The organism is Streptomyces sp. AP-93 (assembly GCF_022808175.1).
Lineage (GTDB): Bacteria > Actinomycetota > Actinomycetes > Streptomycetales > Streptomycetaceae > Streptomyces.
The window spans coordinates 81,061-107,116 of record NZ_JALGBX010000001.1 but is presented as its reverse complement, the minus strand read 5'-3'; the positions used below and the strand labels follow the sequence as shown (position 1 = coordinate 107,116).

22 protein-coding genes and 1 tRNA gene are annotated in these 26,056 nt (G+C 71.6%); 14 read left to right on the top strand and 9 right to left on the bottom strand.

Annotated features, from left to right (window positions below; all coding sequences use genetic code 11):
- Positions 1-248 precede the first annotated feature (248 nt).
- The gene (locus MTF69_RS00495) at positions 249-653 is read left to right on the top strand and encodes a transglycosylase SLT domain-containing protein (protein WP_243329483.1); all 405 of its coding nucleotides are present in this window, start codon (positions 249-251) and stop codon (positions 651-653) included.
- A gap of 143 nt (positions 654-796) precedes the next feature.
- Here the strand turns inward: MTF69_RS00495 and MTF69_RS00490 are convergent, their stop codons facing one another.
- The gene (locus MTF69_RS00490) at positions 797-1,966 is read right to left on the bottom strand and encodes a steroid 3-ketoacyl-CoA thiolase (RefSeq protein WP_243329481.1); all 1,170 of its coding nucleotides are present in this window, start codon (positions 1,964-1,966) and stop codon (positions 797-799) included.
- 274 nt (positions 1,967-2,240) lie between these two features.
- Between MTF69_RS00490 and MTF69_RS00485 the strand changes: the two genes are divergently transcribed.
- Both MTF69_RS00485 and MTF69_RS00480 read left to right on the top strand, forming a co-directional pair.
- Entirely contained in the window at positions 2,241-3,485 is a 1,245-nt protein-coding gene (locus MTF69_RS00485) for a cytochrome P450 (RefSeq protein ID WP_243329479.1), read from the top strand.
- Positions 3,486-3,654: 169 nt separating this feature from the next.
- On the top strand, positions 3,655-4,005 hold the full coding sequence (locus MTF69_RS00480) for a DUF6193 family natural product biosynthesis protein (RefSeq protein ID WP_243329478.1): 351 nt from the start codon (positions 3,655-3,657) through the stop codon (positions 4,003-4,005).
- A gap of 416 nt (positions 4,006-4,421) precedes the next feature.
- On the opposite strand, the gene MTF69_RS00475 is transcribed toward MTF69_RS00480, so the two are convergent.
- On the bottom strand, positions 4,422-6,362 hold the full coding sequence (locus tag MTF69_RS00475) for a bifunctional glycosyltransferase 87/phosphatase PAP2 family protein (RefSeq protein WP_243330402.1): 1,941 nt from the start codon (positions 6,360-6,362) through the stop codon (positions 4,422-4,424).
- Between the two features lie 224 nt (positions 6,363-6,586).
- Between MTF69_RS00475 and MTF69_RS00470 the strand changes: the two genes are divergently transcribed.
- Complete coding sequence (locus MTF69_RS00470) at positions 6,587-6,940, top strand: antibiotic biosynthesis monooxygenase (RefSeq protein WP_243329475.1); 354 nt, start codon at positions 6,587-6,589, stop codon at positions 6,938-6,940.
- A 124-nt stretch (positions 6,941-7,064) separates the two neighbouring features.
- Here MTF69_RS00470 and MTF69_RS00460 read toward each other — a convergent pair whose 3' ends face one another.
- Entirely contained in the window at positions 7,065-7,460 is a 396-nt protein-coding gene (locus MTF69_RS00460; RefSeq protein WP_243329473.1) for a nuclear transport factor 2 family protein, read from the bottom strand.
- A gap of 279 nt (positions 7,461-7,739) precedes the next feature.
- On the opposite strand from MTF69_RS00460, the gene MTF69_RS00455 reads away from it, so the two are divergent.
- Positions 7,740-8,171, top strand: coding sequence for a GNAT family N-acetyltransferase (locus tag MTF69_RS00455; protein ID WP_243330400.1), 432 nt, complete (start codon positions 7,740-7,742; stop codon positions 8,169-8,171).
- Positions 8,172-8,223: 52 nt separating this feature from the next.
- Here the strand turns inward: MTF69_RS00455 and MTF69_RS00450 are convergent, their stop codons facing one another.
- Positions 8,224-10,284, bottom strand: a complete 2,061-nt coding sequence (locus MTF69_RS00450) for a DHA2 family efflux MFS transporter permease subunit (RefSeq protein ID WP_374321995.1) — start codon at positions 10,282-10,284, stop codon at positions 8,224-8,226.
- A 758-nt stretch (positions 10,285-11,042) separates the two neighbouring features.
- Between MTF69_RS00450 and MTF69_RS43295 the strand changes: the two genes are divergently transcribed.
- Entirely contained in the window at positions 11,043-12,002 is a 960-nt protein-coding gene (locus tag MTF69_RS43295; RefSeq protein ID WP_243329460.1) for a peptidoglycan-binding protein, read from the top strand.
- 132 nt (positions 12,003-12,134) lie between these two features.
- Positions 12,135-12,815: an HAD-IA family hydrolase gene (locus MTF69_RS00440; RefSeq protein ID WP_243329457.1), complete on the top strand. Its 681-nt coding sequence runs from the start codon at positions 12,135-12,137 to the stop codon at positions 12,813-12,815.
- A gap of 791 nt (positions 12,816-13,606) precedes the next feature.
- Here MTF69_RS00440 and MTF69_RS00435 read toward each other — a convergent pair.
- Positions 13,607-14,440, bottom strand: coding sequence for an NAD(P)H-binding protein (locus tag MTF69_RS00435; RefSeq protein ID WP_243329455.1), 834 nt, complete (start codon positions 14,438-14,440; stop codon positions 13,607-13,609).
- A gap of 563 nt (positions 14,441-15,003) precedes the next feature.
- Positions 15,004-15,456: a VOC family protein gene (locus MTF69_RS00430; protein ID WP_243329454.1), complete on the bottom strand. Its 453-nt coding sequence runs from the start codon at positions 15,454-15,456 to the stop codon at positions 15,004-15,006.
- 623 nt (positions 15,457-16,079) lie between these two features.
- On the opposite strand from MTF69_RS00430, the gene MTF69_RS00425 reads away from it, so the two are divergent.
- The 5 genes from MTF69_RS00425 to MTF69_RS00405 all read left to right on the top strand — a co-directional run bounded on the left by MTF69_RS00425 (position 16,080) and on the right by MTF69_RS00405 (position 22,084).
- Positions 16,080-16,745, top strand: a complete 666-nt coding sequence (locus MTF69_RS00425) for an HNH endonuclease family protein (protein ID WP_243329453.1) — start codon at positions 16,080-16,082, stop codon at positions 16,743-16,745.
- A gap of 164 nt (positions 16,746-16,909) precedes the next feature.
- Positions 16,910-18,562, top strand: a complete 1,653-nt coding sequence (locus tag MTF69_RS00420) for an alkaline phosphatase D family protein (RefSeq protein WP_243329452.1) — start codon at positions 16,910-16,912, stop codon at positions 18,560-18,562.
- Between the two features lie 158 nt (positions 18,563-18,720).
- Positions 18,721-19,341, top strand: coding sequence for a DedA family protein (locus MTF69_RS00415; RefSeq protein WP_243329450.1), 621 nt, complete (start codon positions 18,721-18,723; stop codon positions 19,339-19,341).
- Between the two features lie 1,126 nt (positions 19,342-20,467).
- Entirely contained in the window at positions 20,468-20,983 is a 516-nt protein-coding gene (locus MTF69_RS00410) for a hypothetical protein (protein ID WP_243330473.1), read from the top strand.
- 198 nt (positions 20,984-21,181) lie between these two features.
- Positions 21,182-22,084, top strand: a complete 903-nt coding sequence (locus MTF69_RS00405; RefSeq protein ID WP_243329449.1) for a universal stress protein — start codon at positions 21,182-21,184, stop codon at positions 22,082-22,084.
- Positions 22,085-22,106: 22 nt separating this feature from the next.
- Here MTF69_RS00405 and MTF69_RS00400 read toward each other — a convergent pair whose 3' ends face one another.
- A complete protein-coding gene (locus MTF69_RS00400) occupies positions 22,107-22,337 on the bottom strand; it encodes a DUF2277 family protein (RefSeq protein WP_243329448.1) in 231 nt (76 codons plus the stop codon).
- A gap of 104 nt (positions 22,338-22,441) precedes the next feature.
- Between MTF69_RS00400 and MTF69_RS00395 the strand changes: the two genes are divergently transcribed.
- Positions 22,442-22,762: a hypothetical protein gene (locus MTF69_RS00395; protein ID WP_243329447.1), complete on the top strand. Its 321-nt coding sequence runs from the start codon at positions 22,442-22,444 to the stop codon at positions 22,760-22,762.
- 4 nt (positions 22,763-22,766) lie between these two features.
- Here MTF69_RS00395 and MTF69_RS00390 read toward each other — a convergent pair whose 3' ends face one another.
- Positions 22,767-24,035 (bottom strand): hypothetical protein, encoded by a 1,269-nt coding sequence (locus tag MTF69_RS00390; RefSeq protein WP_243329446.1) that lies wholly within the window; start codon positions 24,033-24,035, stop codon positions 22,767-22,769.
- A gap of 441 nt (positions 24,036-24,476) precedes the next feature.
- Positions 24,477-24,551: transfer RNA gene (locus MTF69_RS00385), tRNA-Val, on the bottom strand.
- Positions 24,552-24,667: 116 nt separating this feature from the next.
- Between MTF69_RS00385 and MTF69_RS00380 the strand changes: the two genes are divergently transcribed.
- Positions 24,668-25,918 (top strand): hypothetical protein, encoded by a 1,251-nt coding sequence (locus tag MTF69_RS00380; RefSeq protein WP_374321892.1) that lies wholly within the window; start codon positions 24,668-24,670, stop codon positions 25,916-25,918.
- The last annotated feature ends 138 nt before the right edge of the window (positions 25,919-26,056 follow it).

Sequence of the window (26,056 nt, the reverse complement as noted above, 5' to 3'; positions counted from 1 at the left end):
CACCCCCCACCTGCGGTGATACCCACCCGCCCCGGGGGGGCCGTTGCGCCCCGGCTGCGAGGACCACTAGTAAGACGGGTCGTTGCCAGGCGGGCTCTACCCCCGTAGAACTGGATGAGTCGCAAGGCGGACGGAGATCCCCCGGGTTCACCCCCGGCCCTCCCGCTCCCGCCGATGAACCCCTCTCCTCCACGTGAGTGGCTCATGCACGTCTGCGACCGCCCTTGTCCCCGTCGAAAGGTCCGTCCGTGTCCCACACCGTCATCCGCCGCATCGCCGCTTCGAAGAAGGCCCTCGCCGGTACCGTCCTTGCTCTGGGAGTGGCCGGTTCCATGCTGGCCGCGGTTCCCGCGCAGGCCGCCCCGATGAGCGCCAAGGCGATCGCCCAGCAGATGATCAAGGACCCGGCCCAGTTCGCGGCGTTCAACAACATCGTCTCGAGGGAGAGCGGCTGGAACCACACCGCCACGAACTCCTCCTCGGGCGCCTACGGCCTGGTCCAGGCCCTGCCGGCCTCGAAGATGGCCTCGGCGGGCTCGGACTGGAAGACCAACCCGGCAACCCAGATCAAGTGGGGCCTGGACTACATGAACTCCCGCTACGGCAGCCCCGAAGGCGCCTGGACCTTCTGGCAGAACCACCACTGGTACTAAACCCACCAGCGGCGGCATCCGAGCAGCACCCCCACAGCACCCACGCACCGCATGCGAAGGCCCCGGCGGCCGACCTCCCCAGGTCCGGCCACCGGGGCCTTCGCGATCCCATCCCACAGGGTCCAAAGGCGGCGCAGCAGGTGCTACAGCCGCTGGATGATGGTGCCCGTCGCCAGCGCGCCGCCCGCGCACATGGTGATCAGCGCGAACTCCTTGTCCCGGCGCTCCAGCTCGTGCAGGGCGGTGGTGATCAGGCGGGCCCCGGTCGCGCCGACGGGGTGGCCCAGCGCGATGCCGCCGCCGTTGACGTTGACCTTCTCCAGGTCCTGGTCGAAGACCTGGGCCCAGCTGAGGACGACGGAGGCGAAGGCCTCGTTGATCTCGACGAGGTCGATGTCCTTGAGGGACATGCCGGCCTTGCCCAGCACCGCCCGCGTGGCGTCGATCGGCCCGTCCAGGTGGAAGTGCGGGTCCGAGCCGACCAGCGTCTGGGCGACGATCCGGGCGCGCGGCCGCAGCTTGAGCGCGCGGGCCATCTTGCGCGAGGCCCACATCACGGCGGCGGCGCCGTCGGATATCTGCGAGGAGTTCCCGGCGGTGTGCACGGCGGTCGGCATGACCGGCTTGAGCCGGGCGAGGCCCTCCATGGAGGTGTCGCGCAGGCCCTCGTCCCGGTCGACCAGCCGCCACATGCCCTGGCCGGCGGCCTGCTCGGCCTCCGTGGTGGGCACCTGCACGGCGAAGGTCTCGCGCTTGAACCGCTCCTCGGCCCACGCGGCGGCGGCCCGCTCCTGGGACAGGACGCCGAGGCGGTCCACGTCCTCGCGGGTCAGGCCCCTGTGGCGGGCGATGCGCTCGGCGGCCTCGAACTGGTTGGGGAGGTCGACGTTCCACTCGTCCGGGAAGGGCTTGCCGGGGCCGTGCTTGGATCCCGAACCGAGCGGCACCCGGCTCATGGCCTCGACCCCGCAGGCGATGCCGATGTCCATGACACCGCCGGAGATCATGTTGGCGACCATGTGGTTGGCCTGCTGGGAGCTGCCGCACTGACAGTCCACGGTGGTCGCGGCGGTCTCGTACGGGAGGCCCATGGCCAGCCAGGCGTTGCGGGCCGGGTTCATCGACTGCTCGCCGGCGTGGGTGACGGTGCCGCCGACGATCTGCTCCACGCAGTCGGGCTGGATACCGGTGCGGGCGAGGAGCTCGCGGTAGGTCTCGCCGAGGAGGTAGGCGGGGTGAAGATTGGCGAGCGCGCCCCCGCGCTTGCCGATGGGGGTGCGTACGGCTTCGACGATGACGGGTTCCGCGGCCATGAGCTCGTCCTCTCCTGCTCCTGCGTAGCGCACAGCGCGCATCGGCTAGCGCGCCTCAGCGACGGGCGGGCCGTCCCGGCGCCCCACCCGAACTAGTACGCGTTCTAGTTCTCCCCGCAGTCTTATGACCAGAACACCCGGTACGCAAGGGTCTTGCACGCGGCTTACACGGATTCCACACGCAACAGTTGGCGCGGGGCCCCTTGTCACTTCTAGAACTCGTTACTACCTTCAAGCCAACTTCTGATGGGCCGTCAGACTTTGGAGCCGCCCGATGACCTGCCCCGCACTGCCCGAAGGCTTCGATGCCACCGACCCGGACGTACTCCAAGACCGGGTCCCCTACCCCGAGTTCGCGCAGCTGCGGCAGACCGCACCCGTGTGGTGGTGCCCGCAGCCGCGGGGCATCACCGGCTTCGACGACGAGGGGTACTGGGCCGTCACCCGGCACGCGGACGTCAAGTACATCTCCACGCACCCGGAGCTGTTCTCCTCCACGACGAACACGGCGATCATCCGCTTCAACGAGCACATCCAGCGCGATGCGATAGATGCCCAGCGACTGATCATGTTGAACATGGATCCGCCGGAACACACCCGCGTACGCCAGATCGTGCAGCGCGGCTTCACCCCGCGGGCCATCCGCGGGCTGGAGGACGCCCTGCGCGACCGGGCCCGCAAGATCGTCGCGGAGGCTCTGGAAGCCTCCGCCGACGGCAGCTTCGACTTCGTCACCCACGTGGCGTGCGAGCTCCCGCTGCAGGCCATCGCCGAGCTGATCGGCGTACCGCAGGAGGACCGGTCCCGGATCTTCGACTGGTCGAACAAGATGATCGCGTACGACGACCCGGAGTACGCGATCACCGCCGAGGTCGGCGGCAACGCCGCGGCGGAGATCATCGGCTACTCGATGAACCTGGCCGCCGAGCGCAAGGAGTGCCCGGCCAAGGACATCGTCACGCAGCTGGTGGCGGCCGAGGGCCAGGGCAACCTGGGCTCCGACGAGTTCGGCTTCTTCGTCCTCCTCCTGGCGGTGGCGGGCAACGAGACGACCCGCAACGCCATCAGCCACGGCATGCACGCCTTCCTGACCCACCCCGAGCAGTGGGAGCTCTACAAGCGCACCCGGCCCTCCACCGCCGCCGAGGAGATCGTCCGCTGGGCCACCCCCGTGGTGTCCTTCCAGCGCACCGCGACCCAGGACACCGAACTGGGCGGGCAGAAGATCAAGGCCGGCGACCGCGTCGGCATGTTCTACTCCTCCGCCAACCACGACCCCGAAGTCTTCGAGAACCCCGACGTCTTCGACATCACCCGCGACCCGAACCCGCACCTGGGCTTCGGCGGCGGCGGCCCGCACTTCTGCCTCGGCAAGTCGCTGGCCATCATGGAGATCGACCTGATGTTCAACGCCCTCGCCGACGCCCTGCCCGACCTGCGCCTCGCCGGGGAGGGCCCGCGCCGGCTGCGCGCGGCCTGGCTGAACGGCATCAAGGAACTGCGGGTCAGCCACGGCTGACCCGTGATCCAGGACGGCAGGGGCCCCACCTCCCACGCCCGGCCCCTGCCGTCCCTCGGCTGCCTTCCTTCGGTTGCCCTCACTTGTTACCGGCCGGTCGCCGGTCGTTACCGTCTCGCCGCCTGCGAGATCATTGCCTTGGCGCCGGACCGGACCCCAGACTGCCCGGATGAACCTTGAGGACCCCAGCGCGAGACGGTGGCAACGGCTGCCCACGACGTGGCAGCGGATGGTCGACCTCGGCGGCGGTTCCGAGCCCATGAGCCAGGGGGTACTGGCCCTCATCGAGGCCGCCCGCGAGGAGCCGGAACTGCGCCGGCTGTACCCGTACACCAGCCACTTCACCCTGTGGTTCAGCGCCTCGGCAGGCCACCCCTTCGCGGTAACCGCCCCGGCCGTCGAACCCCTCCCCGACGGCCGCTTCCGCGTCCGCGGCCCCCGCCAGACCACCATCCTCGGCGAAGCGGACACGGCCCGCGCGGCCATAGCCCTCGTAGTCGCCCACCTACCCCCGCACTAGCAGCCCGACTGGCCGACTGGCCGGGGGCGCAGCCCCGAGGGGTGGTCCGGGGCGCAGCCCCGAAGGGGCCCGGGGCCTCGAGGCAGGTCCGGGGCGCAGCCCCCGAAGGGGTCCGGGGCACAGCCCCGAGGGGTCCGGGGCACAGCCCCGAGGGGTCCGGGGCACAGCCCCGAGGGGTCCGGGGCACAGCCCCGGGGAACGGGCGAAGGGTGGGTAGGGGACAGCCCCGCAGGGCCCGCACGGCCCCGCCGCCTCCGCCACCCCCGCCCCGAGTGGCGCAAGCCGCCCCGCGGGCGGATCCTGACAGAACGCGGCGATCCATCGCGAAGGGGTGCCGAGGCGGGCTGCTACACCGCCCCGGCACCCCTTCGTCGTCACACAGGCGGCAGGCGGCAGCCGACCGGCCGCCGAGCCGGCTACGCCCGAGTCCGCCCCGCGGACCCCGCTCCGACCCGCTCCGGCCGCCGAGGCCGAGGCACGGCCACCCCGGCCGGCACGGCATCGCCCCGGGGCCCCGACAGCACGTAGACGAGCCCGAACCCGGCCACCACGACAACCGCCCCGCCGACCGCATCGAGCACCCAGTGGTTCGCCGTGGCGACGATCGCGCACACCGTGATCGTCGGATGCAGCGCGCCCAGCAGCTTCTGCCATCCCTTCGGCGCGATCATCACGATCACGATCCCGCACCACAGCGACCAGCCGAAGTGCAGCGAGGGCATCGCCGCGTACTGGTTCGAGATCGCGGTCATGGCCCCGTAGCTCGGGTTCGCCAGATCCTGGACGCCGTGCACGGTGTCGACGTAGCCCATGCCGGGCATCAGCCGCGGCGGCGCCAGCGGATACAGCCAGAAACCTATGAGCGCCAGCACGGTGGCCAGGCCCAGCGAGGCCCGCGCCCAGCGGTAGTCCTTGGGGCGGCGCCAGTACAGGACGGCCAGGATCGCCAGCGGGACCACGAAATGGAAGGAGGTGTAGTAGAAGTTGAAGAACGCCTCCAGCCAGGGCGTGTTCACGACGGCGTGGTTCACGGCGTGCTCGATGTCGATGCCGAGCGCCTGCTCGATCCCGTGGATCTGGCTGGCGTTGCCCTCGGCGAGGGTCCGGCTGGTGGGCGCGGCGGCCCGGATGTGCGAGTAGAGCGAGTACCCGACCCGTATCAGCAGCAGTTCCAGCAGCAGGTTGGGACGCGACAGCACGCGCCGCCAGAACGGCAGCAGCGGCACCCGCGCCCACCGCGCGGGCGCGGGCCGCCCGTAGGCGGTGGGGACCGGCTCGCGCCAGTACGGGGAGGAGCGCGGCAGGAACGGCACGGCGCAGGCCGCCGCGAGGGCCGCGAGCAGCAGCACGTTGTCCCGTACGGGGGCCAGCGCGACCAGGTTGGGCAGCAGCACGTCGCTCGGCAGGGTCATGGCGAGGACCACGGCCACCGGCCACACCGGCCGGTCCGCGGCCCGCTTGCCGACCTTGCCGGCGACCGCGAGCAGCACCCACAGCATCTGGTGGCGCCAGCCGGTCGGGGACACGGCGACGGCCACGCAGCCGGTGATGGCGACGGCGAGCAGCAGTTGGCCGTCGCGGGCGTAGCGGGCGGCGCGGCGCAGGCCGATCCAGACGATCGGGGCCGCGAGGGCGGCGTAGAGCAGGATCTCGCCGGGGCCGGAGAGGCCCAGGCGCAGCAGGGCGCCGTGCACCGACTGATTGGCGATGCTGCCGGGTGCGCCGCCGAGGCCGGTGCCGGCCAGGTGCTGGACCCAGTACGTCCACGAGTCGCTGGGCAGGGCCGCCCAGGACAGGGCGGTGGCGCCGGCGAAGGTCACGGCGGCGGAGCGGGCGGTGGCCCTGCGTCCGGACAGCCACAGCAGTGGCGCGAAGAGCAGCAGGGCGGGCTGCAGGGCTGCGGCCAGGCCGATCAGGAACCCGGAGGAGCGCTCGCTCGGGACCCGGAACACGGCGAGGAGCACCAGCAGCACCGGCAGTACGGCGGTCTGCCCGGGCAGCGCGGCTTCCCGGACGGGCAGCGAGACCATCATCAGCGTGACCAGCACGGGCGCGGCGAGCAGCGCGGTGCGCCGCGGCACGGGGTCGGGCAGGGCGCGCGCGGCGACCAGCCCGATGGCGGCCACGAGCAGCAGGGTCACGCAGGTCCAGGCCACCTCCAGGGAGGGCGCGGCGAGGCCAAGGAGCGGTTTGAGGACCAGCCCCGCGAAGGGGGTCCCGGTGAACTGGCCGCTCGTGTAGAGCGAGCCCGGCAGGCTGCCCGGGAGGTGGAAGCCGCTGAGCCACTCGCCCGGTGGCACGCGCAGCACGACCGCGGCCTGCCTGACGGCGAGCAGCAAGGCCAGCGCCCACAGCATGAGGCGTGCCGCCCCGAGCCTGCCGCCGCCGCTACCGCCTATGACCCCGGCATGTCCGTTCGCACCACTGTGCTCCGCCGCGTTAGCCACGCCTCGCCGGCCTCCCGCCCTGTTGACCGCAACCCTGACTTCGCCTGGCTGCCGCGTTTCGTACCGCGTTTCATACCGCGCGCTTCATTTACCCGGACGACGATATCCCCCGCGCGATACCTAAGATGGCGCGCATGAGCATCGTGAAGATCAACGCCCTCACCGTCCCGGACGAACAGCGGGAGGTTCTGGAGCAGCGGTTCGCCTCCCGTGCGGGCTCCGTGGAGAGCTCGGACGGCTTCGAATGGTTCGAGCTGCTGCGGCCCGTCGAGGGCACGGACCAGTATCTCGTGTACACGCGGTGGCGTTCCGAGGCGGACTTCCAGGCGTGGATGGAGGGGCCCATGAAGGCGGCCCACCAGGGTGGCGGTCCGGCGGGCGGCCAGGCGGGCGCCGAAGGCGGCGCGGAGCGGCCGAAGCCCGCCGCCACGGGCTCGTCGGTGTGGTCGTTCGAGGTCGTGCAGCAGGCGGCGCCGAAGCAGGGCTGAGCCTCGGAAGGGCCCGGAGCCGCGGCTCCGGGCCCTTCTCAATTCCCTGTGGCTCCCCTGTCAGGCCCGTCGGGCCCCCTCGGGCCCGTCAGGCCCAGGAGGCCCCTCAGGCCCCTCAGGCCCCTCAGGCCCAGAAGGCGTCGCTCTCCTCGATGTCCTCGGTGCAGACGTCGAGGTCGCTGATCTTTCCGGCGACGATCGTGAAGAAGATCCCTTCGTGGATCTCGATCCCGCGGTCACCGCGGTCCGCTCGGGCCGTGTGGAAACTCATGACGTGGCCGCGGCCGTCGGCGAGCAATTTATCCAGATGCACATTGAATGTGCCGTTCGTCTCCTCGCCGAGCCGGCGGTAGAGGTCGAAGACGGCTTCCCGCCCCTTGTGGTGCCCTGAGAGGGGGCCGCTCCCGGGCATGTGCTGGATGACGTCGGCCGTCATCATCGTGCTCAGCTTCTCCATGTCGCCCTGGCCGAAAGCCTCGTAGCCGCGGCGGATCAGGGCACAGTCAGGATGCTCCGACATGACGGTCACGCCCTTCGTGCGAACGGTTTGCCCTTTTTCCTATCATCGGCCCGGTCCTGTGGATATTCCAACGCGGGCGGCCGACGGCCGCTCCACAATGACGTCATGACCAGCAGAGAGACGCTCACCACGACAGCGGCCACGACCGCGACGACCACGCCGTCGACGCCAAGCTCGACCACCACCACCACCACAACTACCGCCACCACTACCACCACCCCATCCCCGGCCGGGACCTGGCAGGTTGCCGCCGAACCGTTCACCACCCCCGACGCCACGCTGCTGCGCCGCGCGTACTACGCGGAGGTCGCCGGCCGCTACTGGCGGCGGTCCGTCACCGAGGCCGAGATCGACCAGGGCCTCCTGGACTTCCCGGACGACGAGCTCACCGCGCCGACGGGCCGGTTCGTGGTCGGCAGACTCGACGGACGCCCCCTCGCCTGCGGGGGGATACGCCTCCTGGACCCCGTCACCGCCGAGCTCACCCGGGTGTACGTGGACCCGCGCGCCCGCGGCACGGGCGGCGGGGCGGCCCTGCTCCGGGTCCTGGAGGACGCAGGCCGCGCGCTGGGCGCCGAGCGGGTCCGGCTGGACACCCGGTCCGACCTGGTGGAGGCCCGCGCGTTGTACGCGCGCCAGGGATACGCGGAGATACCGGCGTACAGCTCCGGTCCCTACGCCGAGCACTGGTTCGAGAAGCGCCTGGTCTGACCGGTCACCCGGCGGAATGTCACCCGGCGGAGCGGGCCACCGGTGAGGGGGGTCACCTGGCGGAATGGTCCCGGCGCGGCAAGGTCTCGTAGGGCTCCTCGTCGACGGAACCGCAGAGCTCCGAGTTGATCTCCGCAACCAGCTCGGACAGGTCGGTCGGGCGGTCCGCGGTCCACCAGTCGCCGAGCAGCTCGGCGAGCGACTCCTCCCGCGCGGCGGACAGCTTCAGCGCGCTCTCACGCCCCTTCGGCGTCAGGACGAGCGGCATTCCGTCGCGGACGGCCAGCCCCCGCTCCTCGATCTGGCGGCCCGCGTCCGTGATGGCGCGCAGCGGCACCATGGTCTTCTCCGCCAGGACGGCCGGGTCGGCGCTGCCGTACCTGTTGATCCGCAGCAGCAGCCAGCTGGCGGCGGGCAGCAGGTCGTAGCCTGCCTTTGCGGTGATCTTCTCGTAGACGTGCTTGCGGCCCTGGAGGGTCCCGAGCACGGTCAGGGCGCGGGCGACCTCCTCCCGCGAAGAGCGCTGGACGGGGTTGGAGGCGAGGGTCTCGGTGACATCAGGCGCCGTCACCGAACCGCGCAGCTTGTCCTCCCTGAGGAACCAGGCCACGACGAAAGCCACCAGCACCAACGGTGCCGCGTAGAGGAAAACATCGGTGATGGAGGTGGCGTAGGCGTCGAGCACGCGCGGCCGCAGCACGGCGGGGAGAGCGCTGATGGCGCGCGGGTCGGCCTCCAGCGCGCTCACGTCCAGCCCCGGCGGCAGCGGGATCCCCTTGAGCGCACCGGCCAGCTTGTCGTCGAGCCGGTTGGTGAAGATCGTGCCGAAGATGGCGACGCCGAAGGAGGCGCCGATGGAGCGGAAGAAGGTGGCACCCGAGGTGGCGACACCGAGGTCGGCGTAGCTGACGGAGTTCTGCACCACCAGGACGAGCACCTGCATGACCAGTCCGAGGCCGGCGCCGAAGACGAAGAAGTAGAGGCTCATCTCCCAGGTGGAGCTGGTGCGCTCCAGCTGGTGCAGGAGGAGCAGCCCGAGGGCGGTCAGGGCCGTGCCCGCGATCGGGAAGACCTTCCAGCGCCCGGTGCGGCTGACGATCTGGCCGGACACGGTGGAGGTGATCAGCAGTCCGAGCACCATCGGCAGCATGTGGACGCCCGACATGGTCGGGGAGACGCCCTGGACCACCTGCAAGAAGGTCGGCAGGTAGACCATCGCGCCGAACATCGCGAAACCGACGATGAAGCTGATCAGCGAGCAGAGGGTGAAAGTCCGGATCCGGAACAGCTTGAGCGGGAGCACCGGCTCCACGGCCCGCCGCTCGACGATGACGAAGGCGACCAGCAGGACGAGGCCGAGTACCGCGAGCCCGATGATCTCCGGGGAGCTCCAGCCCCAGGTGCCCCCGAGCGAGGCCACGAGCACCAGGCAGGTCGCGACGGAGGCGATGAGGAAGGTGCCGAGGTAGTCGATGGTGTGCTTCTCGGTGCGCACCGGGATGCGCAGGCTCGCGGCGATGACGACGAGTGCGACGAGACCGATGGGGAGGTTGATGTAGAAGACCCAGCGCCATGACAGGTGGTCCACGAACAGTCCGCCCAGCAGCGGGCCCAGCACGCTGGTGGCCCCGAAGACCGCACCGAAGAGCCCCTGGTACTTGCCGCGTTCGCGCGGCGGGACGATGTCTCCGACGATCGCCATCGACAGCACCATCAGCCCGCCGCCGCCCAGCCCCTGCAGCGCGCGGAAGCCGATGAGCTGCGGCATGTTCTGCGCCAGGCCGCACAGGGCGGACCCGATCAGGAAGATCACGATGGCGGACTGGAAGAGCTTCTTGCGCCCGTACTGGTCCCCGAGCTTGCCCCACAGCGGCGTGGCGGCCGTCGAGGCGAGCATGTAGGCCGTGACCACCCACGACAGGTGCGACATCCCGCCGAGATCGCTGACGATCGTCGGCAGGGCCGTCGAGACGATCGTCTGGTCGAGCGAAGAGATGAGCAGCCCCAGCAGCAGCGCACCGATGGAGACGAGCACCTCGCGTGAGGCGTGTTCGGCGCTGGGGCCGGATGCCCGCTTCCGCGGGTCGGGCTCCGTGGTCACGTCCTGCACCATCGGCTCCTCCTCGGGCCTGATCGACTCCTCCATCCTGAGCGGTGTGTCCGGTTATGGCCTGTCGGGCGGGTTGGGCGGGTTACCGGAGGTCTGCATAATCGCAGGCAGCGGCCAGGGGAGGGATTCGAGTGAGCACTGAGCAATGTCCGGAATGCAGCACAACGAGAGGGGCCTGCGACTGCGCACCGGGCTTCCAACCCTTGCGCGTCCGCCCCTACGTATCCCTCCCGAACCCCGCCCCACCCACCCCCGGCCCGACGGGCAGCACGGCACACCCCACCCACACGGCCCGCCCAGCCGCCCAGCCGGCCAGCACGGCACACCCCGCCCAGCCGGGCGCCACACCACACCCGGTCCAGACGGGCGCGAAGCCACCCCACGCAGGCTGGTCGGACACCACTCCGCTGCACCCCGCCCAGGCAGGCGCCACACCACACCCCACCCCGACGGGCGCGAATCCAGCCCACGCAGGCTGGTCGGAGACCGCTTCGCCTTACCCCGGCCAGGCAGGCGCCACACCCCGTCCCACCCCGACGGACACGACGAACCCACACACAGGCTGGTCAGAGACCGCTCCGCCGCACCCCGGCCAGGCGGCCGCCACACCACGTCCTACCCCGGGCACTCCGCCGAACCCTGACCGGGTGGGCGCTACGGCACACCCAGGCCGGACGGCCAACCTGGGGCCACACACCGGCCCGGCAGGAACCGACGCGTCCTCCGATTCGACGGCCACCCCACCGCCCCACACCAGCCCCGTGGGCACCACCGCGCACCCCGACCCCACGGGCACCCCGCCACACCACCCCGGCCCGGCGACCGCCTTCCCGCCCTACCCCGGCCCGGCGGACGCCACGTCACCACACCTCGGCGTGGCCGACACCCCGCCGGAACCCACCGGCCCGACCCGCACCGCGCCACTGCCGCCCGGGGCTGAGACTCCCGCGTACGGGTCACCCGTAGCCTCCCTGCCCGAAGAAACGATGCAGCTGCGCCCGATCCCGGCGTACGGGCCGCACGCGACGCCCGGGGTCCACGGCTCGTACGGGTCACTCGACGCCCCCGAACGGGACCAGGCCGGCCCGGCCTACGGGTACGGGACGTACGGGATGGACGGGGCGGACGGGCCGGTCTCCTCCGGGCCCCCGCGGCGCCGCATCCGCGCGCTCCCCATCACCGCGGCCGCCGCCACGGTGATCGGCGCAGCCGTCCTCGTCCTGAGGGCGTTCTCGGGCTCGCCCGCGCCGGAGACCACCCTCCTCGACGCGAAGCCCTCCTCCCCCTCGATCAACCTCACCCAGGTCACCCCGACACAGCCCGCCGCCAAGAGCACCGGCCCGTCCCCGTCGCCTTCCCCCAGCCCCTCCCGGTCCGCCTCCCCGTCCCCCTCGCCGTCGCCGTCGCCGTCTCCCACCCCGAGCCGTTCGTCGACCCCCTCTGCCGCCCCGTCCCGCACCCCGTCCCCCATCCCGAGCCGTTCCTCCGCGCCGACCTCCCGGCCCCCCGCGGCGCCGACCCTCAGGTACGGGGACTCGGGCCCCGAAGTGGAGAAGCTCCAGCGCCTGCTGGCAGCGCAGGGCATCTACCGCGGCAAGTACGACGGCCGGTACGGCGCCCGTACGGAATCGGCGGTCTCGACGTTCCAGGCGTACAACGGCATCGACGAGGACCCTTGGGGCGTCTACGGTCCGGCGACGCGCCGCGCCTTGGAGGGATAGAACACACCGGATCCGGTGGCGAGCACCCCTCCCCGTTTTGTATTGTTCAGGAACAAAGTGGTTCCGTCCTCACTCCCTGACCGGTGGACGGAACCACTTGTTCTCTTTCCCGTCCCGTCTGGAGCCCCTCCGATGCCGGCCAGCACCACCACCGCCCCCGCCGTCCTGACCGCCAGGGCCCTGCTCCTGGACATGGACGGCACCATCGTCAACTCGGACGCGGTGGTCGAGCGCTGCTGGCACGACTGGGCCGTCGCCCACGGCCTCGATCCGGAGGAAGCCCTCAAGGTGGTCCACGGCCGCCAGGGCTACGCCACGATGGCGATCCTCCTCCCGGACCGCCCGATGGAGGAGAACCGCGCCGAGAACGCGGTGATGCTCGCCCGCGAGACCGCCGACACCGAGGGCGTGGTCCCGATCGGCGGCGCTGCCGCCTTCATGGCCGCCCTCAGCGCCCTCCCGCACGCCTTGGTCACTTCCGCCGACATGGCCCTGGCCACGGCCCGGATGACGGCCGCCGCCCTGCCGATGCCCGAGGTCCGGATCACCGCCGAGTCCGTGCAGGCCAGCAAGCCCGACCCGGAGGGCTTCCTGATGGGCGCCGCCGCCCTCGGCGTGGACCCGGCCGACTGCATCGTCTTCGAAGACTCGGCCGCCGGCATCGCCGCGGGCCGGGCCGCGGGCATGCGGGTCATCGGCGTCGGCCCCCGCGCCGCCGCCCACGGCCCCACCGCCCACGTCCTCGACCTGACCACCGTCGCCCTCACCACCTCCCCCGACGGCTCGATCACCCTCACCCTCCAGACAACCTGACCCTGGCAGCCCACCCCGGGCAACCTGACCCAATCGGCCTGCCCCCCGGCGGCCTCCCCCGGCGGGCTACCCCGAACAACCCGCCCCGGTCAGTCCACCCAGGGCAACCCGACCCGCGCAGCCAAACCCAGAGGGCCACCCCCGGTCGATCCACCTCGGCAAGCCAGACCCGGGTGGCACCCCCGATCGGCTGACCGAATCGGCCGGCCCCGGGCACCCTGACCCGGGCAACCCGACCCGGCCAAGTCCGCTCCAGCAAGCCTCACTCGGACGGCCAAACCCCAGGGGACCGCCCCCGGTCGACCTACCCCGCCCGGCCAGACCCGAGTAGAGACCCCGGCCGGCCGACCCGACCGGGCCGACCGGGCCGACCGGGCCGACCGGCCCGACCGGGCAACCCGACCCGGGCAAGTCCGCTCCAGCAAGCCTCACGCGAGCGAACAAGCCCTGGAGGTCCCACCTCCGATCGGCCGACCCCAACCGGCCAGACCTAGGGGATCGTTACCGGGCAACCCGACCTCGGCGGCCAGACCCAGCGGCCCACATCCAGGGAGCAAACCCGGGCGACCTGTTCCAAGGGCCCTGCCCCAGCGAGCCTGTCCCGCCAGCCTCAACCAGGCAGACCCGCGGAAGCGGATCCAGGGGCATCCCGCCCCTGCCAGTAGGCCCGGGCAGCCAGGCCCAAGTGACCCGCCCTGGCAGGCCAGACCCTGTCGGCGGGCAGATGTCGGCGTACTGCTGAAGGTGCCCACCGAAGTACAGGTGAACGTGCTCAGGCAGCGCTGCCCGACTCAGCGGAAGGCGGTGGCGTTCTCCGCGGCCCACTGCCGGAACGGCCGGGCCGGGGTTCCGGTGACCTGTGCAACCGTGTCGCGCACCATCAGCAGCTCCTCGTTGACGTCTCCGCCCGTGACGTCGAGCACCGCGTCCGCGGCCTCGGCCCCGAAGACCGCGGCCATCTGTGCGTGCGCCTGCGAGCGGCTGATCTCGGCGAAGGGCACTTCCCGGCCCAGTGCTGCCGCGATGGCCTCCACCTGCTGTCGGGCGGTCACCGGCTCCGGACCGGTCAAGGCGTACGTGCGTCCCTGGTGGCCGGGCTCGGTCAGTGCCACCCGTGCCACCGCCGCGATGTCTGCCGGGTGGATGGTCGGCAGCGCGGTCTGTGCGTACGGCGCGCGGACGGTCTCTTGCTCACGGATGGAAGCCGCCCACATCATGGCATTCGAGGCGAACTGCGTAGGCCGCAGGATCGTCCAGGCCATGCCGCTTGCCTTGAGCAGCTGCTCCACCGCCAGGTTCTCGCCGGCGGGGCCGAGGTGAGGATGGGTCTGGACGGTAATCGACGACACCAGCACGACGTGCTCCACACCCGCCTGCCGGGCGGCTTCGAGGATGTCGGCGTCCGGTCCCAGACGGGACACGAGAAACAGCGAGCGCACCCCCTCCAGTGCCGGCTTCAACGACGCCGGCTCCGCGAAGTCGCCCTCCACGGCCTCGACCCCTTCGGGGAAGGCCGCCTTCGCGGCATCACGGGTGAGCCCCCTCAGCGGCCCGGCACCGCGTACGTGCAGCTCCTTCAGGAGGGCGCTGCCTATGTTCCCGGTGGCTCCGGTCACGAGGATCATGAGTGTGGTTCCCGTCGTCAGATGATCAACTACACGACAGGTTAAAATCTCAACCACGCTTCGGGTCAAGGGCGCTCCGGCCATTCCCGCTGCTGGGCACGTTCGTCCGTACTCGGCTGGGCAGGTTCACGTGTACGCAGACAGCAGGGCCCCCAGCCAAGCCCCGGCTGCGCGGCAACCCACCCCGAACGGGCCACCCCCGGCCGACCTGCCCAGCGAGCCTGCCCCGAGCGGACAGCCCCAGAGACAACCCACCGGACAGGCGGGCCCGGTGCACAGGCCCAAGCAGCCAGCCTCACCCCACCTAGCCCAGGTGGGCCACACCTAGACAGCCGGACACACGCCCGAGCCGGGCGACCCGGGCGACCCGAGCGACCCGTTGTGCAGACCACACCCGGTCGGCAGGCCGGCCCAACCCGGCCACCCAGCCGGACCCCAGCGGCCAAGTCCCGCCCGCCCAGCGAACCCGCCCCGCCCAGCAGGCCCACCCCGCCCGGCACACCTGACCGACCAAGCCGCCCCGCGCTCCGCCCCACCCCGAGCCGACCGGCCGGCCGGCCGGCTCAAGCGACGCAGAACTCGTTCCCCTCAGGGTCCTGCAGCACCACCGCGTAGTGCGTCTCCAACTCGTCCAGCACGCGCAGCACAGTCGCCCCCGCCCCGGTCAGCCGCTCCACCGTCTCGTCGACCCGCCGCGTCCGCAGCTCCATCGGAACCCCGCGCCCACCGCTGACCTTCAGATCGAGATGCACCCGGTTCTTGCCGGCTTTGGGCTCCGGAACCTGCTGGAACCACACCCGGGGCCCCCGCCCGGACGGATCCACGATGGACTCCGGCACCTCCCCCGCCCCTTCGGGCAGCTCCTCCGCGGGAACCCCCATGCCCTCCCAGTACGCGCGCCAGGTCGCGTGCCCGTCCGGCGCCGGCTCCGGCACGTAACCCAGCGCTTCGGTCCAGAACGTCACCATCACCTTCGGATCGGCGCAGTCGATGGTCAGTTGCAACGTCGTCTCCACGCCCTCAGCCTCGCAGGCAGGACTGACAACAGAAGGTTCGGTCGGCCCATGGCACACCGGATCACTGGAATGCGCAGGCCGAGAGCGTGACCACGGACGAAAGGTCATGACCGAACCGGCCCCCTCTTCGCCCTGATTGGGACCTTGGGGCTGCACGGCGGAGGGACTCCTGATCGAGCTGGAGTGCCCCGACCAGCTGCGCAAAGACCGAACCACCTACAACTCCATCCCGGCCCACAACAACCCCTTCCCCACAGGGCTCTGATTCCAGACCACGGCGCCGCCCCCGGACGGACCGGGCGCGGCGCCGTTGCCATGCGCCACCACCACGACGGCCAATCCCGCCGCCGAAGCGTGCCCGGGACGAGAGCCAGGGCCGAACTCAAACTCGAGCCGGGGCCGGGGCCGGGGCCGGGACATTAACCCCACCCCCACCCAACCCCACCCAGGACCCCAACTCCCCCACCCCCAAAGCCTGTCACCCACCTCGCCATGACATGCTCATGCCTCCAGACTGTCACCTCGCGCCCATCCCCACGCAACCCGGTGCGGCCAGCATGGCCACGCCCCACAGCGCACCCACCCCACCCACTCCCACCCCCACCCTCACCCAGGAGCCCCTCATGCCCTCCAGGAACCCCTCCACGCCCTCCGTCTACGCGCGTCGACTCGGCGCGCTCGCCTCCATACTCGCGGTGGCCTCCCTGACCACCCTCCTCACCGCCCCCACCGCCGCCGCCTCCCCTCCCACCCCCATCAGCGCCGCGGCCGCCCGCTCCTACCTCGCGACCGTCACCCCGAAGACCGAAGGCTCCACCACCGGTTACAGCCGCGACCTCTTCCCCCACTGGAGCACCGTCTCCGGCACCTGCAACACCCGCGAGACCGTCCTCAAGCGCGACGGTTCGGGCGTTGTCCAGGACTCCGCCTGTGCGGCCGTCAGCGGCAGTTGGTACTCCGAGTACGACGGCGCCACCTGGACGGCCGCCTCCGACATCGACATCGACCACATGGTGGCCCTCGCCGAGGCCTGGCGTTCCGGCGCCAACTCCTGGACCACCGCCAAGCGCCAGCAGTTCGCCAACGACCTCACCCGCCCCCAGCTCATCGCGGTCACCGACAACGTGAACCAGGCGAAGGGCGACCTCGACCCGGGCAAGTGGCTGCCGCCGCGCACCGCCTACCGCTGCACCTACGCGCGCATGTGGGTCGGGGTCAAGCAGTACTGGGCCCTGAGCATGGACTCGACCGAGAAGACGGCCCTGGTCAACATCCTCAACGCCTGCTGACCCCCACCCGCACCCCACACGCACCCCACCCACTCCACCCACTCCACCCACTCCACCCACTCCACCCCTGGCCAAGGATCTTTCCCCCGCCAGGGGGAGGTGGACCACCCCCTCTCCGTCGTACGGTGATCAAACGGAACGCCTGATGAAGGAGGGGGAGTTGCATGGGGGCATTGCGCCTGGGACCGCTGCTGCGCCACGTCGACTGGGACGCGGGCGACTCCGCCACGCTATGGATCGAGGCGGACCGCCCGTGCACCGCCGAAGTGCGCTGCGCCGACGGCTCCGGCGGCAGCGTCCACACCTTCCAGATAGCCGGCCACCACTACGCCCTGATCACCGTCACCGGCCTCACCCCGGACTCCACCACGGCCTACGAGGTCCTCCTCGACGGGCTCAAGGTCTGGCCCCTGCCCGACAGCCGGTTCCCCGCGAGCACCATCACCACACCTCGCGCCGGAAGGCCGGGCTCCACGACCGCTCCCGACCTCCGCCTGACCTTCGGCTCCTGCCGCCAGGCCGCCCCGCCGGCCGACCGGCGCGGACCGCACGGCCCCGACGCACTCGACACCCTCGCCGCCGATCTCGCCGCCGACCCGGAGGCGGTGCGGCCCGACGTCCTGCTCCTCCTCGGCGACCAGGTGTACGCGGACCAGCTCTCCCGCTCCACCCGCCAGTGGCTGGCGGCCCGGCGGGACCTCCGCGAGGCCCCCGGCGCTCAGGTCGCGGACTTCGAGGAGTACACCCGGCTCTACTACGAATCCTGGCTCGACCCGGAGATCCGCTGGCTCCTGTCCACCGTGCCGAGCCTGCACATGTTCGACGACCACGACGTCATCGACGACTGGAACACCAGCGCCGCGTGGCTGGCGGAGATGCGCGCCACCCCGTGGTGGCAGGAGCGGGTGGTCAGCGGCCTGATGTCGTACTGGGTGTACCAGCACCTCGGCAACCTCTCCCCCGCCGAGCTGGCGGCCGACCCCGTGTTCGAGGCGGTCCGGGCGACTCCCGACGGGACCGACGCCCTACGGGCCTTCGCCACCTCCGCGGACGCCGACCCGGCCACGGTGCGCTGGAGCTACCGCCGCGACTTCGGCCGGTCCCGGCTGCTGATGGTGGACACCCGGGCCGCCCGGGTGCTCGCCGAGGACGGGCGGGCCATGCTCGACCCGGCGGAGCGGCAGTGGCTCCGCGAGAACGCCCTGGCTGGACACGGGGGTTACGACCACCTCCTCATCGGCTCGTCACTGCCCTGGCTGATGCCGCCGCTCGTACACGACGCGGAGGTGTGGAATGCCGCGCTGTGCCGCGGGGAGCGCGGCCCGAGGTGGGCCCGGATCGGGGAGAACCTGCGCCGGCGGAGCGACCTCGAGCACTGGGCGGCGTTCCCGGCCTCGTTCGCCATGCTCAGCGACCTGATCGAGGAGGTGGGCACGGGCCCGCGGGCGCCCGCGACGGTGTGCGTGCTCTCGGGGGACGTGCACCACGCGTACGTGGCCGAGCCCCGAATACCCAGCACGGCACAGCTGTTCCAGCTCACCTGTTCCCCGGTCCACAACTCCATCCACACCGCCGTGAAATGGGGCTTCCGGCTGGGCTGGTCCCGGCTGGGCCGGTGGCTGGGCCGGGGCTTCTCCCGGCACGGCCGGACGGGCCGGCCCCCGCTGAGCTGGCGGCGTACGGGCGGCCCGTGGTTCGGCAACCAGCTCATGACGCTCGCGCTGTCGGGGCGCTCCGCACGGCTGCGCCTGGACCAGGCACGCAAGGGACCCCGCCTGGTGACGGTCCTGGACCGTGACCTCACGCCTCCCCGCTGACGCGCGGCGGGGTGACCCGTCACGCCGGAGCACAGCCCCGGGCGCCCGGTCCGTGGACGCCCGGCGTACGCTGTTCCGCTGTCAGCCGCCCCTGCCGCTCCCCGCGACGTCGCGGCGCCTCACGCCGAGGCACGTCAACCGGACTGGGGAGTCCCGTTTTGCTTGAGACTCTGGGCTCGCTGACTTCGAGCCCATGGATCTACGCCCTCGTGGCGCTGTCCATCCTGCTCGACGTGTTCCTGCCGGTGCTGCCCAGTGGGGTTCTGGTGGTCACGGCTGCGGCTGCCGCCGCGGCGGCAGCCGGTGCCGCGGGACCCGTGCCCGTGGAGTCCCAGGTGCCGGACATCCTGGCGCTGCTGGTGACGGCCGTCACCGCCTCGGTGCTGGGCGACATGGCCGCGTACCGGCTGGCCAGGCGGGGCGGTGCCCGTCTCGACCGGGCCATCGCCCGTTCCCGCCGGCTCACCCGGGCCCACGAGCGCCTCGGCACCGCCCTCGCGCGCGGCGGCGGCGCCCTGGTGGTGGTCGCCCGCTTCGCCCCGGCCGGCCGCTCGGTGGTCTCCCTCGGCGCGGGCAAGACCCAGCGCAAGGTCAGGGAGTTCCTGCCCTGGTCGGTCCTGGCCGCCATCGCCTGGGCCGGCTACAGCGTCGCCCTCGGCTACTTCGGCACCCAGTGGCTGGGCACCACCTGGCTCGGCACGGCGATCTCCCTGATCGCCCTCTTCGCCGCGGGCTCCCTGGCAGCCTTCGTAGTCCGCCGCCCCACCCCCACCGCCTAGGCCGTCCCTTCCGGATCTCGCCCGACCCGCACCGCCCGGCACCACAATGTCGGGGCACACAGGTAGGTCCAGTACACCAGTACAACGGGCACACCTCCGCGTTGCGATGCACGGCACCGGACGACGCGGGCTCAACCGGCAAGATCCGAAAAAGACGGCCCAACCCCACACAGGCTCCCCACAACCCCAGCCGTCCACCCGCCATTGCCGGCCCCGGCGCACACCCCCGCCAGCCCCCACACATTCACCCACCCTGCCCCCATCCCTGACACCCCGGACCGCCCCACCCCGCCCCCGCCCCTCCCGGAGCCAGCCCCCTGCTCGAGCCCCGGCTCCTGCTCGGGCTCGGACTCCGGCCCGGACTCAGGCCCGGACTCGTACTCCGGCTCGGACTCGGACTCGGACTCGGACTCGGACTCCGGCCCGGACTCGGACTCGGACTCGGACTCCGGCCCGGACTCCGGCCCGGATCGGACTCCGGCTCGGACTCGGGCTCGGACTCGGGCTCGGACTCCGACTCCCGCTCCCACTCGCACTCCGGCTCCCCCTGTTGCTCCCGCTCCGGCTCCCGCTCCCGGTCCGACCCCGACCGCAGCGACCTCTCCCGGTCCGCTCCGGCTCCGGCTCCGGCTCCGGCTCGGGATCGGGGTCGGGCTCCCACCCCGGGGCGGGCTCGGATTCCGGCTCGGGCTCACGCTCCGGCTCCGGCTCCGGCTCCGGCTCCGGCTCCGGCTCGGGGTCGGGGTCGGGCTCCCACGCCGGGGCGGGCTCGGATTCCGGCTCGGGATCACGCTCACGCTTCGGCTCCGACCCCGGCTCCCGCTCCGGCCTCGGCCCCGGCCGAGGCCGAGGCCGAGCCCGCCGTCAAGCCCGGGGCTCCGAGGCCATGCCAAGAGCCCGGGTTCGGACCAAGACCGGGACCGGGGGCCAGACCCGCCTCCGCTCCCCCACCCAAGCCACCACGCCGCCACGCCACCCGGTCCACCCCGCCTCCCCCGGGCGGAGCAGTGGCTCACCCGTTCACCCGGCAGCGATCGCCGCGGCCGCGCCGGGCTCCTAGCGTCCAGAGAACGGTGCGCACTCGAATCCGCGCCGCGCCGTTCCCGGAGCCCGAGGAGTCCTCTCCATGCCCGCCACCCCCCACAGCCCCCGCCGGTACCGCCCCCTCCCCCGCCTACTGGCCGTCGCCGCCGCGACCGTCGCCTTCGCCGCGGCCGCTCCACCGACCCTCGCCCAGGCCCAGCCCTCCGGCAGCGTCTCCCCGACCAACGTCGCCCCCGGGGGCCGGGTCAGCCTCAACGTCACCGGCTGCGGCACGCGTACCGGCAAGGCCACCTCCCGCGCCTTCGGCGACGTCTGGCTGACCCCCGGCAACGCCGAGGCGACCAACCTCTTCGGCTCCGCCGTCACCTCCCGGAACATCAGTGCCGGCTCACATCCCGTCACCTTCGAGTGCGGCGGCCCCGGCGGCGAGCGTGTCACCGTGGCGCTGAACATCACCCCGGGCGCCGCCCGCGGTGGACTCGGCGGCAGCGTCGGCTCCATGAGCCCGGGCCAGATCGCCATCGGCGGCGCCCTCGTAGCCAGTGCGCTGGGCGCCGGCGCCTGGATCCTGCGCCGCCGCACGGGCCACGCCTCCTGAGCGGACCAGCCCGACGTCCCCACGCACCCCACCCACCCACCACCCAGGCACCCCACCCCACCCCACCCCGAACCCGTGCCCCCTCCCCGCCACGGGAGTGGCCGATGGTCCCGCCCCACTCGGGACTTTCCCCACTCCCGCCCGGGGCCCCCTCCCGCAAGGCTGAGTCCACGCACCGCTGCCCCCGAGGAGCCCGCCATGGACCAGAGCCCGCGCCCCGTGATCGCCGCCGTCGACGGTTCCGCGAACAGCAACCGGGCCCTGGAATGGGCCATCTCCCAGGCCCTGATGGCCGGAGCCCCGCTGCGCATCGTGCACGCCCGCCTCTACGTGAACACCATCGGCGCGGCCCTGGCCGGGGGCTTCAACGAGCCGGGCCTCGACGACGACCCCGTACTGATCCGGGTCCGGGAGGCCCTCGACGGCCGCGCGGGACTCCCCCCGACCGAGTACGCCTCGCACCCCGGCGCCCCCGACCAGGTACTGCCCGATCTGGGCGAGGACGCCCAGCTGATGGTCCTCGGCTCGCGCGGCCGCGGCGGCTTCACCAGCCTCCTCCTCGGCTCGAACGGCATAGCCTGCGCCGGCCGGGCAGCCTGCCCCGTGGTGGTCGTCCCGCGCGCCGAGCCGCCCCTGCACGACCCGTACGGGCAGGTCGTACTCGGCCTCAACAGCGCGGCCCCCGACCCGAGCACCACCTACTTCGCCTTCCGCGAGGCGGCCCGGCGCGGCGCCCGGCTCCAAGTCGTGGTCGCACACGCCTGGCCCGGCCGGACCTTCACCACGGCCGGTGCCATCGCCACGGCCGCGCACGAGGAGACCGCCAACGCCCACCAGGTCACGGCCCTGGCCGCCGCGCACCTGCGTCCGTACGCCGAACGGTTCCCGGAGGTGGAGATCGAGCAGGTGTCGGCGCCCGGCGACGCGGCCGGCCACCTGGTGGCCGCCTCCCAGGCTGCGGACCTGCTCGTCATCGGCCGCCACCGCAAGCGTCCGCTCTCCCCGCGCCTGGGCTCCGTCACCAACGCGGTACTGCTCCACACCGGCTGCCCCGTCACGGTGGTCCCCCTGGAAGAGAGCGCCGTCCCGGCAGCCGCCTGACCACCCTGCGCCCGACCGGCCCTCACCCGGTCACGGCAGCACCCGCCCCCCTGACGTGAATCCCCTCCAGCAGCTCCCTCGTAGCCTCCGCGACCGCGTCGACGGCGGCGGCGAAAACCTCCTGGTTGTGCGCGGCCGGCACCCTGAAACCGGACACCTTCCGCACGTACTGCAAGGCGGCGGCCCTGATCTCCTCCTCGGTCGCCTTCTCCGGAATCGCGGGCGGACGCAACGTCTTAATCGATCGGCACATACCCCCACTATCCCGCCCCCCGACCAACCCGTCACCGCCCCACACCCCCCACCCGAACCCACGCAGAAGCCCCCCGCCGTTCACGGCAGGGGGCCTTCTCACTGATGGGCGCGAACGGGATCGTCGTCGCACCGCTCCAGGACCAAGCCGACGGACCCATCTTCCAAACCATTGCTGTCTTCGAGGTGCAGGTGGCTCCCATCCGGGACGCCGTCGCCCGCAAGCACGAGCAGATGTCCCGCGAGCGTCCTGAGACCCGCGGCGTTCGCCTCGACAACGACCTCTCCCCCGAGGCTCCGCACCTCGATCCGCGCGTCCGCTTCCCACCTGAAGACGTGCGCGACACCATCGTCAGATTTCCAGGAGTGGCCCATGCCAACCCGCTGGCCCTCAAGACGAACTCGACCTCTTTCGACCCCTGGTAGGTTCTCAATCAGAGGTGGTATCGGAGCTCAAATCGCTCAGCTTTTCTTCCAGCTTGAGCCCCTCCTCAGCGAGATTCAGTGAGCGAAAATTCCTGGCCAGTTGCCGAGCTGCGGCCGGACGAACCTGCACCATTTCGTTCAGAATTTCGTCTACTGACTCCAGTCGCCCGGATTCCGTAAGTCGAATCACTAGTCCCGCAATCTTGCTGGGGTCTCGATGGGCTCCAGCTGCCCTAGCCAGGGCAACGCGATCGTCGGGGGACAGCTCGGCGATGATCTCGGCGAATCCCGCGCTGCTCTGATTCGCCGCGGCAGATGCGAAGGCGACCTCTTCCAGCTCTCCAGAGTTGATGGCCGGCGAGTCCCTGATTGCTTCAATCATTTGCGTGAAGCATGACGAAGGCCGATCCCAGACATGCCAAGAGATCACGCTATGGCCGTTCCGGATCAGACCGTCGGATGAGTATTCGGAGCCCCATCCGACAGATATCGCAAGGACGTCCGCCGTGTTGCGTTCCGCACTGGACACCAACACCTTCCTGGCGGCGTCACTCTGCTCGCTCCCCTCCAGTTCTCTCGTCAGCTCCACAACGGACTCTGCCGGGTAGCGCAAACCAATGTCGCGAAGAAGGGAGCAATATTCTGTTTCTTCCCAAGTTGCGGATAGCTGCAGGAGCTGACCAGCCAAAGCTTTTGGCGGGGTGGAAATTAATACACTGACCTCCTCTGGCTTTTTGTCTTTATATCGCCGAGATTGGGTTACCGTTTCATGTCGCCGATCCCGCATCTCTTCGACAAGTCGCCGCAGCCGTTCCGCTTCGGCCCTGGCTTCCGTGACCTGCTGCAATGCGTTGTCGAGTTCTTCGTTAATGCGGGATTCAGATCCAGAATCTGCCCTCGCCTCGGCTTCTTCCAATCTCTGTTCCAGATTCACACACCTTGCCTCCGATTCGGCAGCGCCCTCCTTGGCCAGATCTAGTTGCAGCTGGAGATCGGCAATTTCCTGCCGCAGGCGGTTAATTTCCTGGGTGTTACTCTCCGCGCTCGCCTCAAGCCTGGCGAGGGTCGCGGAGCTCTCCAGGCTTTCCCGCTCCCGAGACGCCTCGATCTCCTGCTGGCGCATCTCCAGTTCTGCGATGCGCCGTTGCCGGCTCTGCAGCGCTTCGAGCAAGGCTTGCTCTCGAAGGTTGGCTTGGCGGTGTACACGGTCCGCCTGTTCGAGCTGGTCCTGAAGGTTTTGCACCTCATAGCGGCCCCTGTTGCCGGCCTGCAACGCTGCCCTGTGGAGTTGCCGAACGTGCTCGTGAACCTCAGCCCGTATGGGGGTCTGCCGTTCCTCACCAAGTTCGACCAGGAGCTGACGAACGAACGGCCAGGGCGCAATGCGGCTTCCGTTGAGGTACCGCGAGATCGTGCCCGGATCTGTGTGACACCGCGCTGCGTATCGCCTCACGGAGACCTGAAACGGCAGGAACAGGTCGCGCAGGCTTTCCGCAAGCGCGCGAGCCAGAGAACGAGGCGCACCAGACTGACGGTCTGTGCCCAACGAACGCGGACAGTGGTCGCCCTGCCGCAGGAGACCCGTCGCAGCGGGAGGCCATCGGGCGCATGGGCCGGCTGCTCGGGCAGCAGCCCGGCCGTCCTGGCTGCTCCCGCTGATGTCGGATCCGGATGCAAGAGACCCCCTGCCATGATCGGCAGGGGGTCTCTTTGCTGGTGGGCGCGGACGGTTTCGAACCGCCGACATCTGCTTTGTAAGAGCAGCGCTCTACCCCTGAGCTACGCACCCGTGGATGAGTGGACAGCCTACATGCAGGGCACACCCCCCACGCAAACCCGTTCCCGTGGGGGAGAATGGACCGGGGCAGGGGAATTGCGGACGGACCGGGTACGGGAGAGGCGACTGTGACGACGGCACCCCGGCGGTGGTTCGGCGGCGGCGGGCGGGACGAGAGTCGGCGGGCGGATGCGCAGGCGGCGAAGGATGCTGCCGCCGCGGCGTTCTACGAGCTGGACACCGCGCAGCGGGATCTGCGGATCTCGATCGAGACGATCGCGGCCGCGGACGGCTCGCCGGAGGCGCGTCGGGTGGGTGAGGGGTTCGTCGCGCTCGGGCAGCGGATCGACCAGGTCAGCCACGTGTACATCAATGCCGTCGACGCGCACGATCTCGATCGGGTGGAGCTGGAGGCGTCCGCCGCGACGCGGGCCCGGGAGGAGCTGACGCGGGCCAAGGAGGAGCTCGTACGGGTCAAGGGCGAGCTCGACCGGTTCGCGCTCGGGCTGCAGCCGCTGCTGGACCGGGCCGAGACGCAGCTGGCCCGGGTGGCGCCGGCCCGGGAGCGGGCCAGGGCCGCGCTGCTCGCGGCGAGCACGGCGCTGGACGAGGTGCGCGGCAAGGGGATCCGGGCCGACGACCTGGCCGCCCGGCTGGCCGCGCTCGGGCCGGAGCTGACCAAGCTGAACCAGGGCGCCGCGCAGCACGGGGTGCAGGAGACCGTGCAGCGGGCCGACCGGATCCTGCGCGACGCCGAGGCGATACGGGCCGAGGCGGCGCGGCTCCCGGAGCGGGCCGCGGAGATCGACCGGCGGCTGGTGAGCCTGCGGACCCGGGCGCAGGCCCTGCGCAACCGGGCGGACCGGGTGGATCCGGTGCTCAGCGAGCTGCGCCGGCGCTTCAGCGCGGCCTGCTGGCAGGACCTCCAGCAGGTGCCGGAGCAGGCGGTACGGGACGTGGCGCAGGCGGAGGACCGGCTCGCGGAGGCCGGCCGGGCGCGCGACCAGCAGCAGTGGGCCGTCGTAGCGGCCCTGGTCGAGGCGGTACGGGCTTCGCTGGACGCCACCGACGAGGCGGTGTCGGCGGCGCAGGACCGGCTGACCCGGCTGGAAGCGGTGGCGCGGGATCCGCAGGCCGAGGTGCAGCGCACCCGGTTCGCGATCCGGGACGCGCAGCGCCTGGCGATGGAGGGCCGCACGGTCCCCGAGGACCGGCACGCCCGCCCGCTGGACGACGCGGTGGCCCGGGTGCCCCGGGCGCTGGCCGCGCTGGAGGACCGGCACCCGGACTACTGGGCCTTCCTCCAGGAGATGGAGGCCGTACGGTCCTCCGTGCAGCGGGTGGTGACGGACATCCGGACCGAGCGCGGCCACGCCTGAGGGCCCGCGCCGGTGCGGCCGCGCCAGAGGGGGCGCCGGCCCAGACTTGTCCGGGTCGGGCCATCGGCGGATGCTGGAGGGGCCAGGAACGGAGCAGAGGAGGGCGCCATGGCCGCCCACGCTTCACCCGCACCGCAG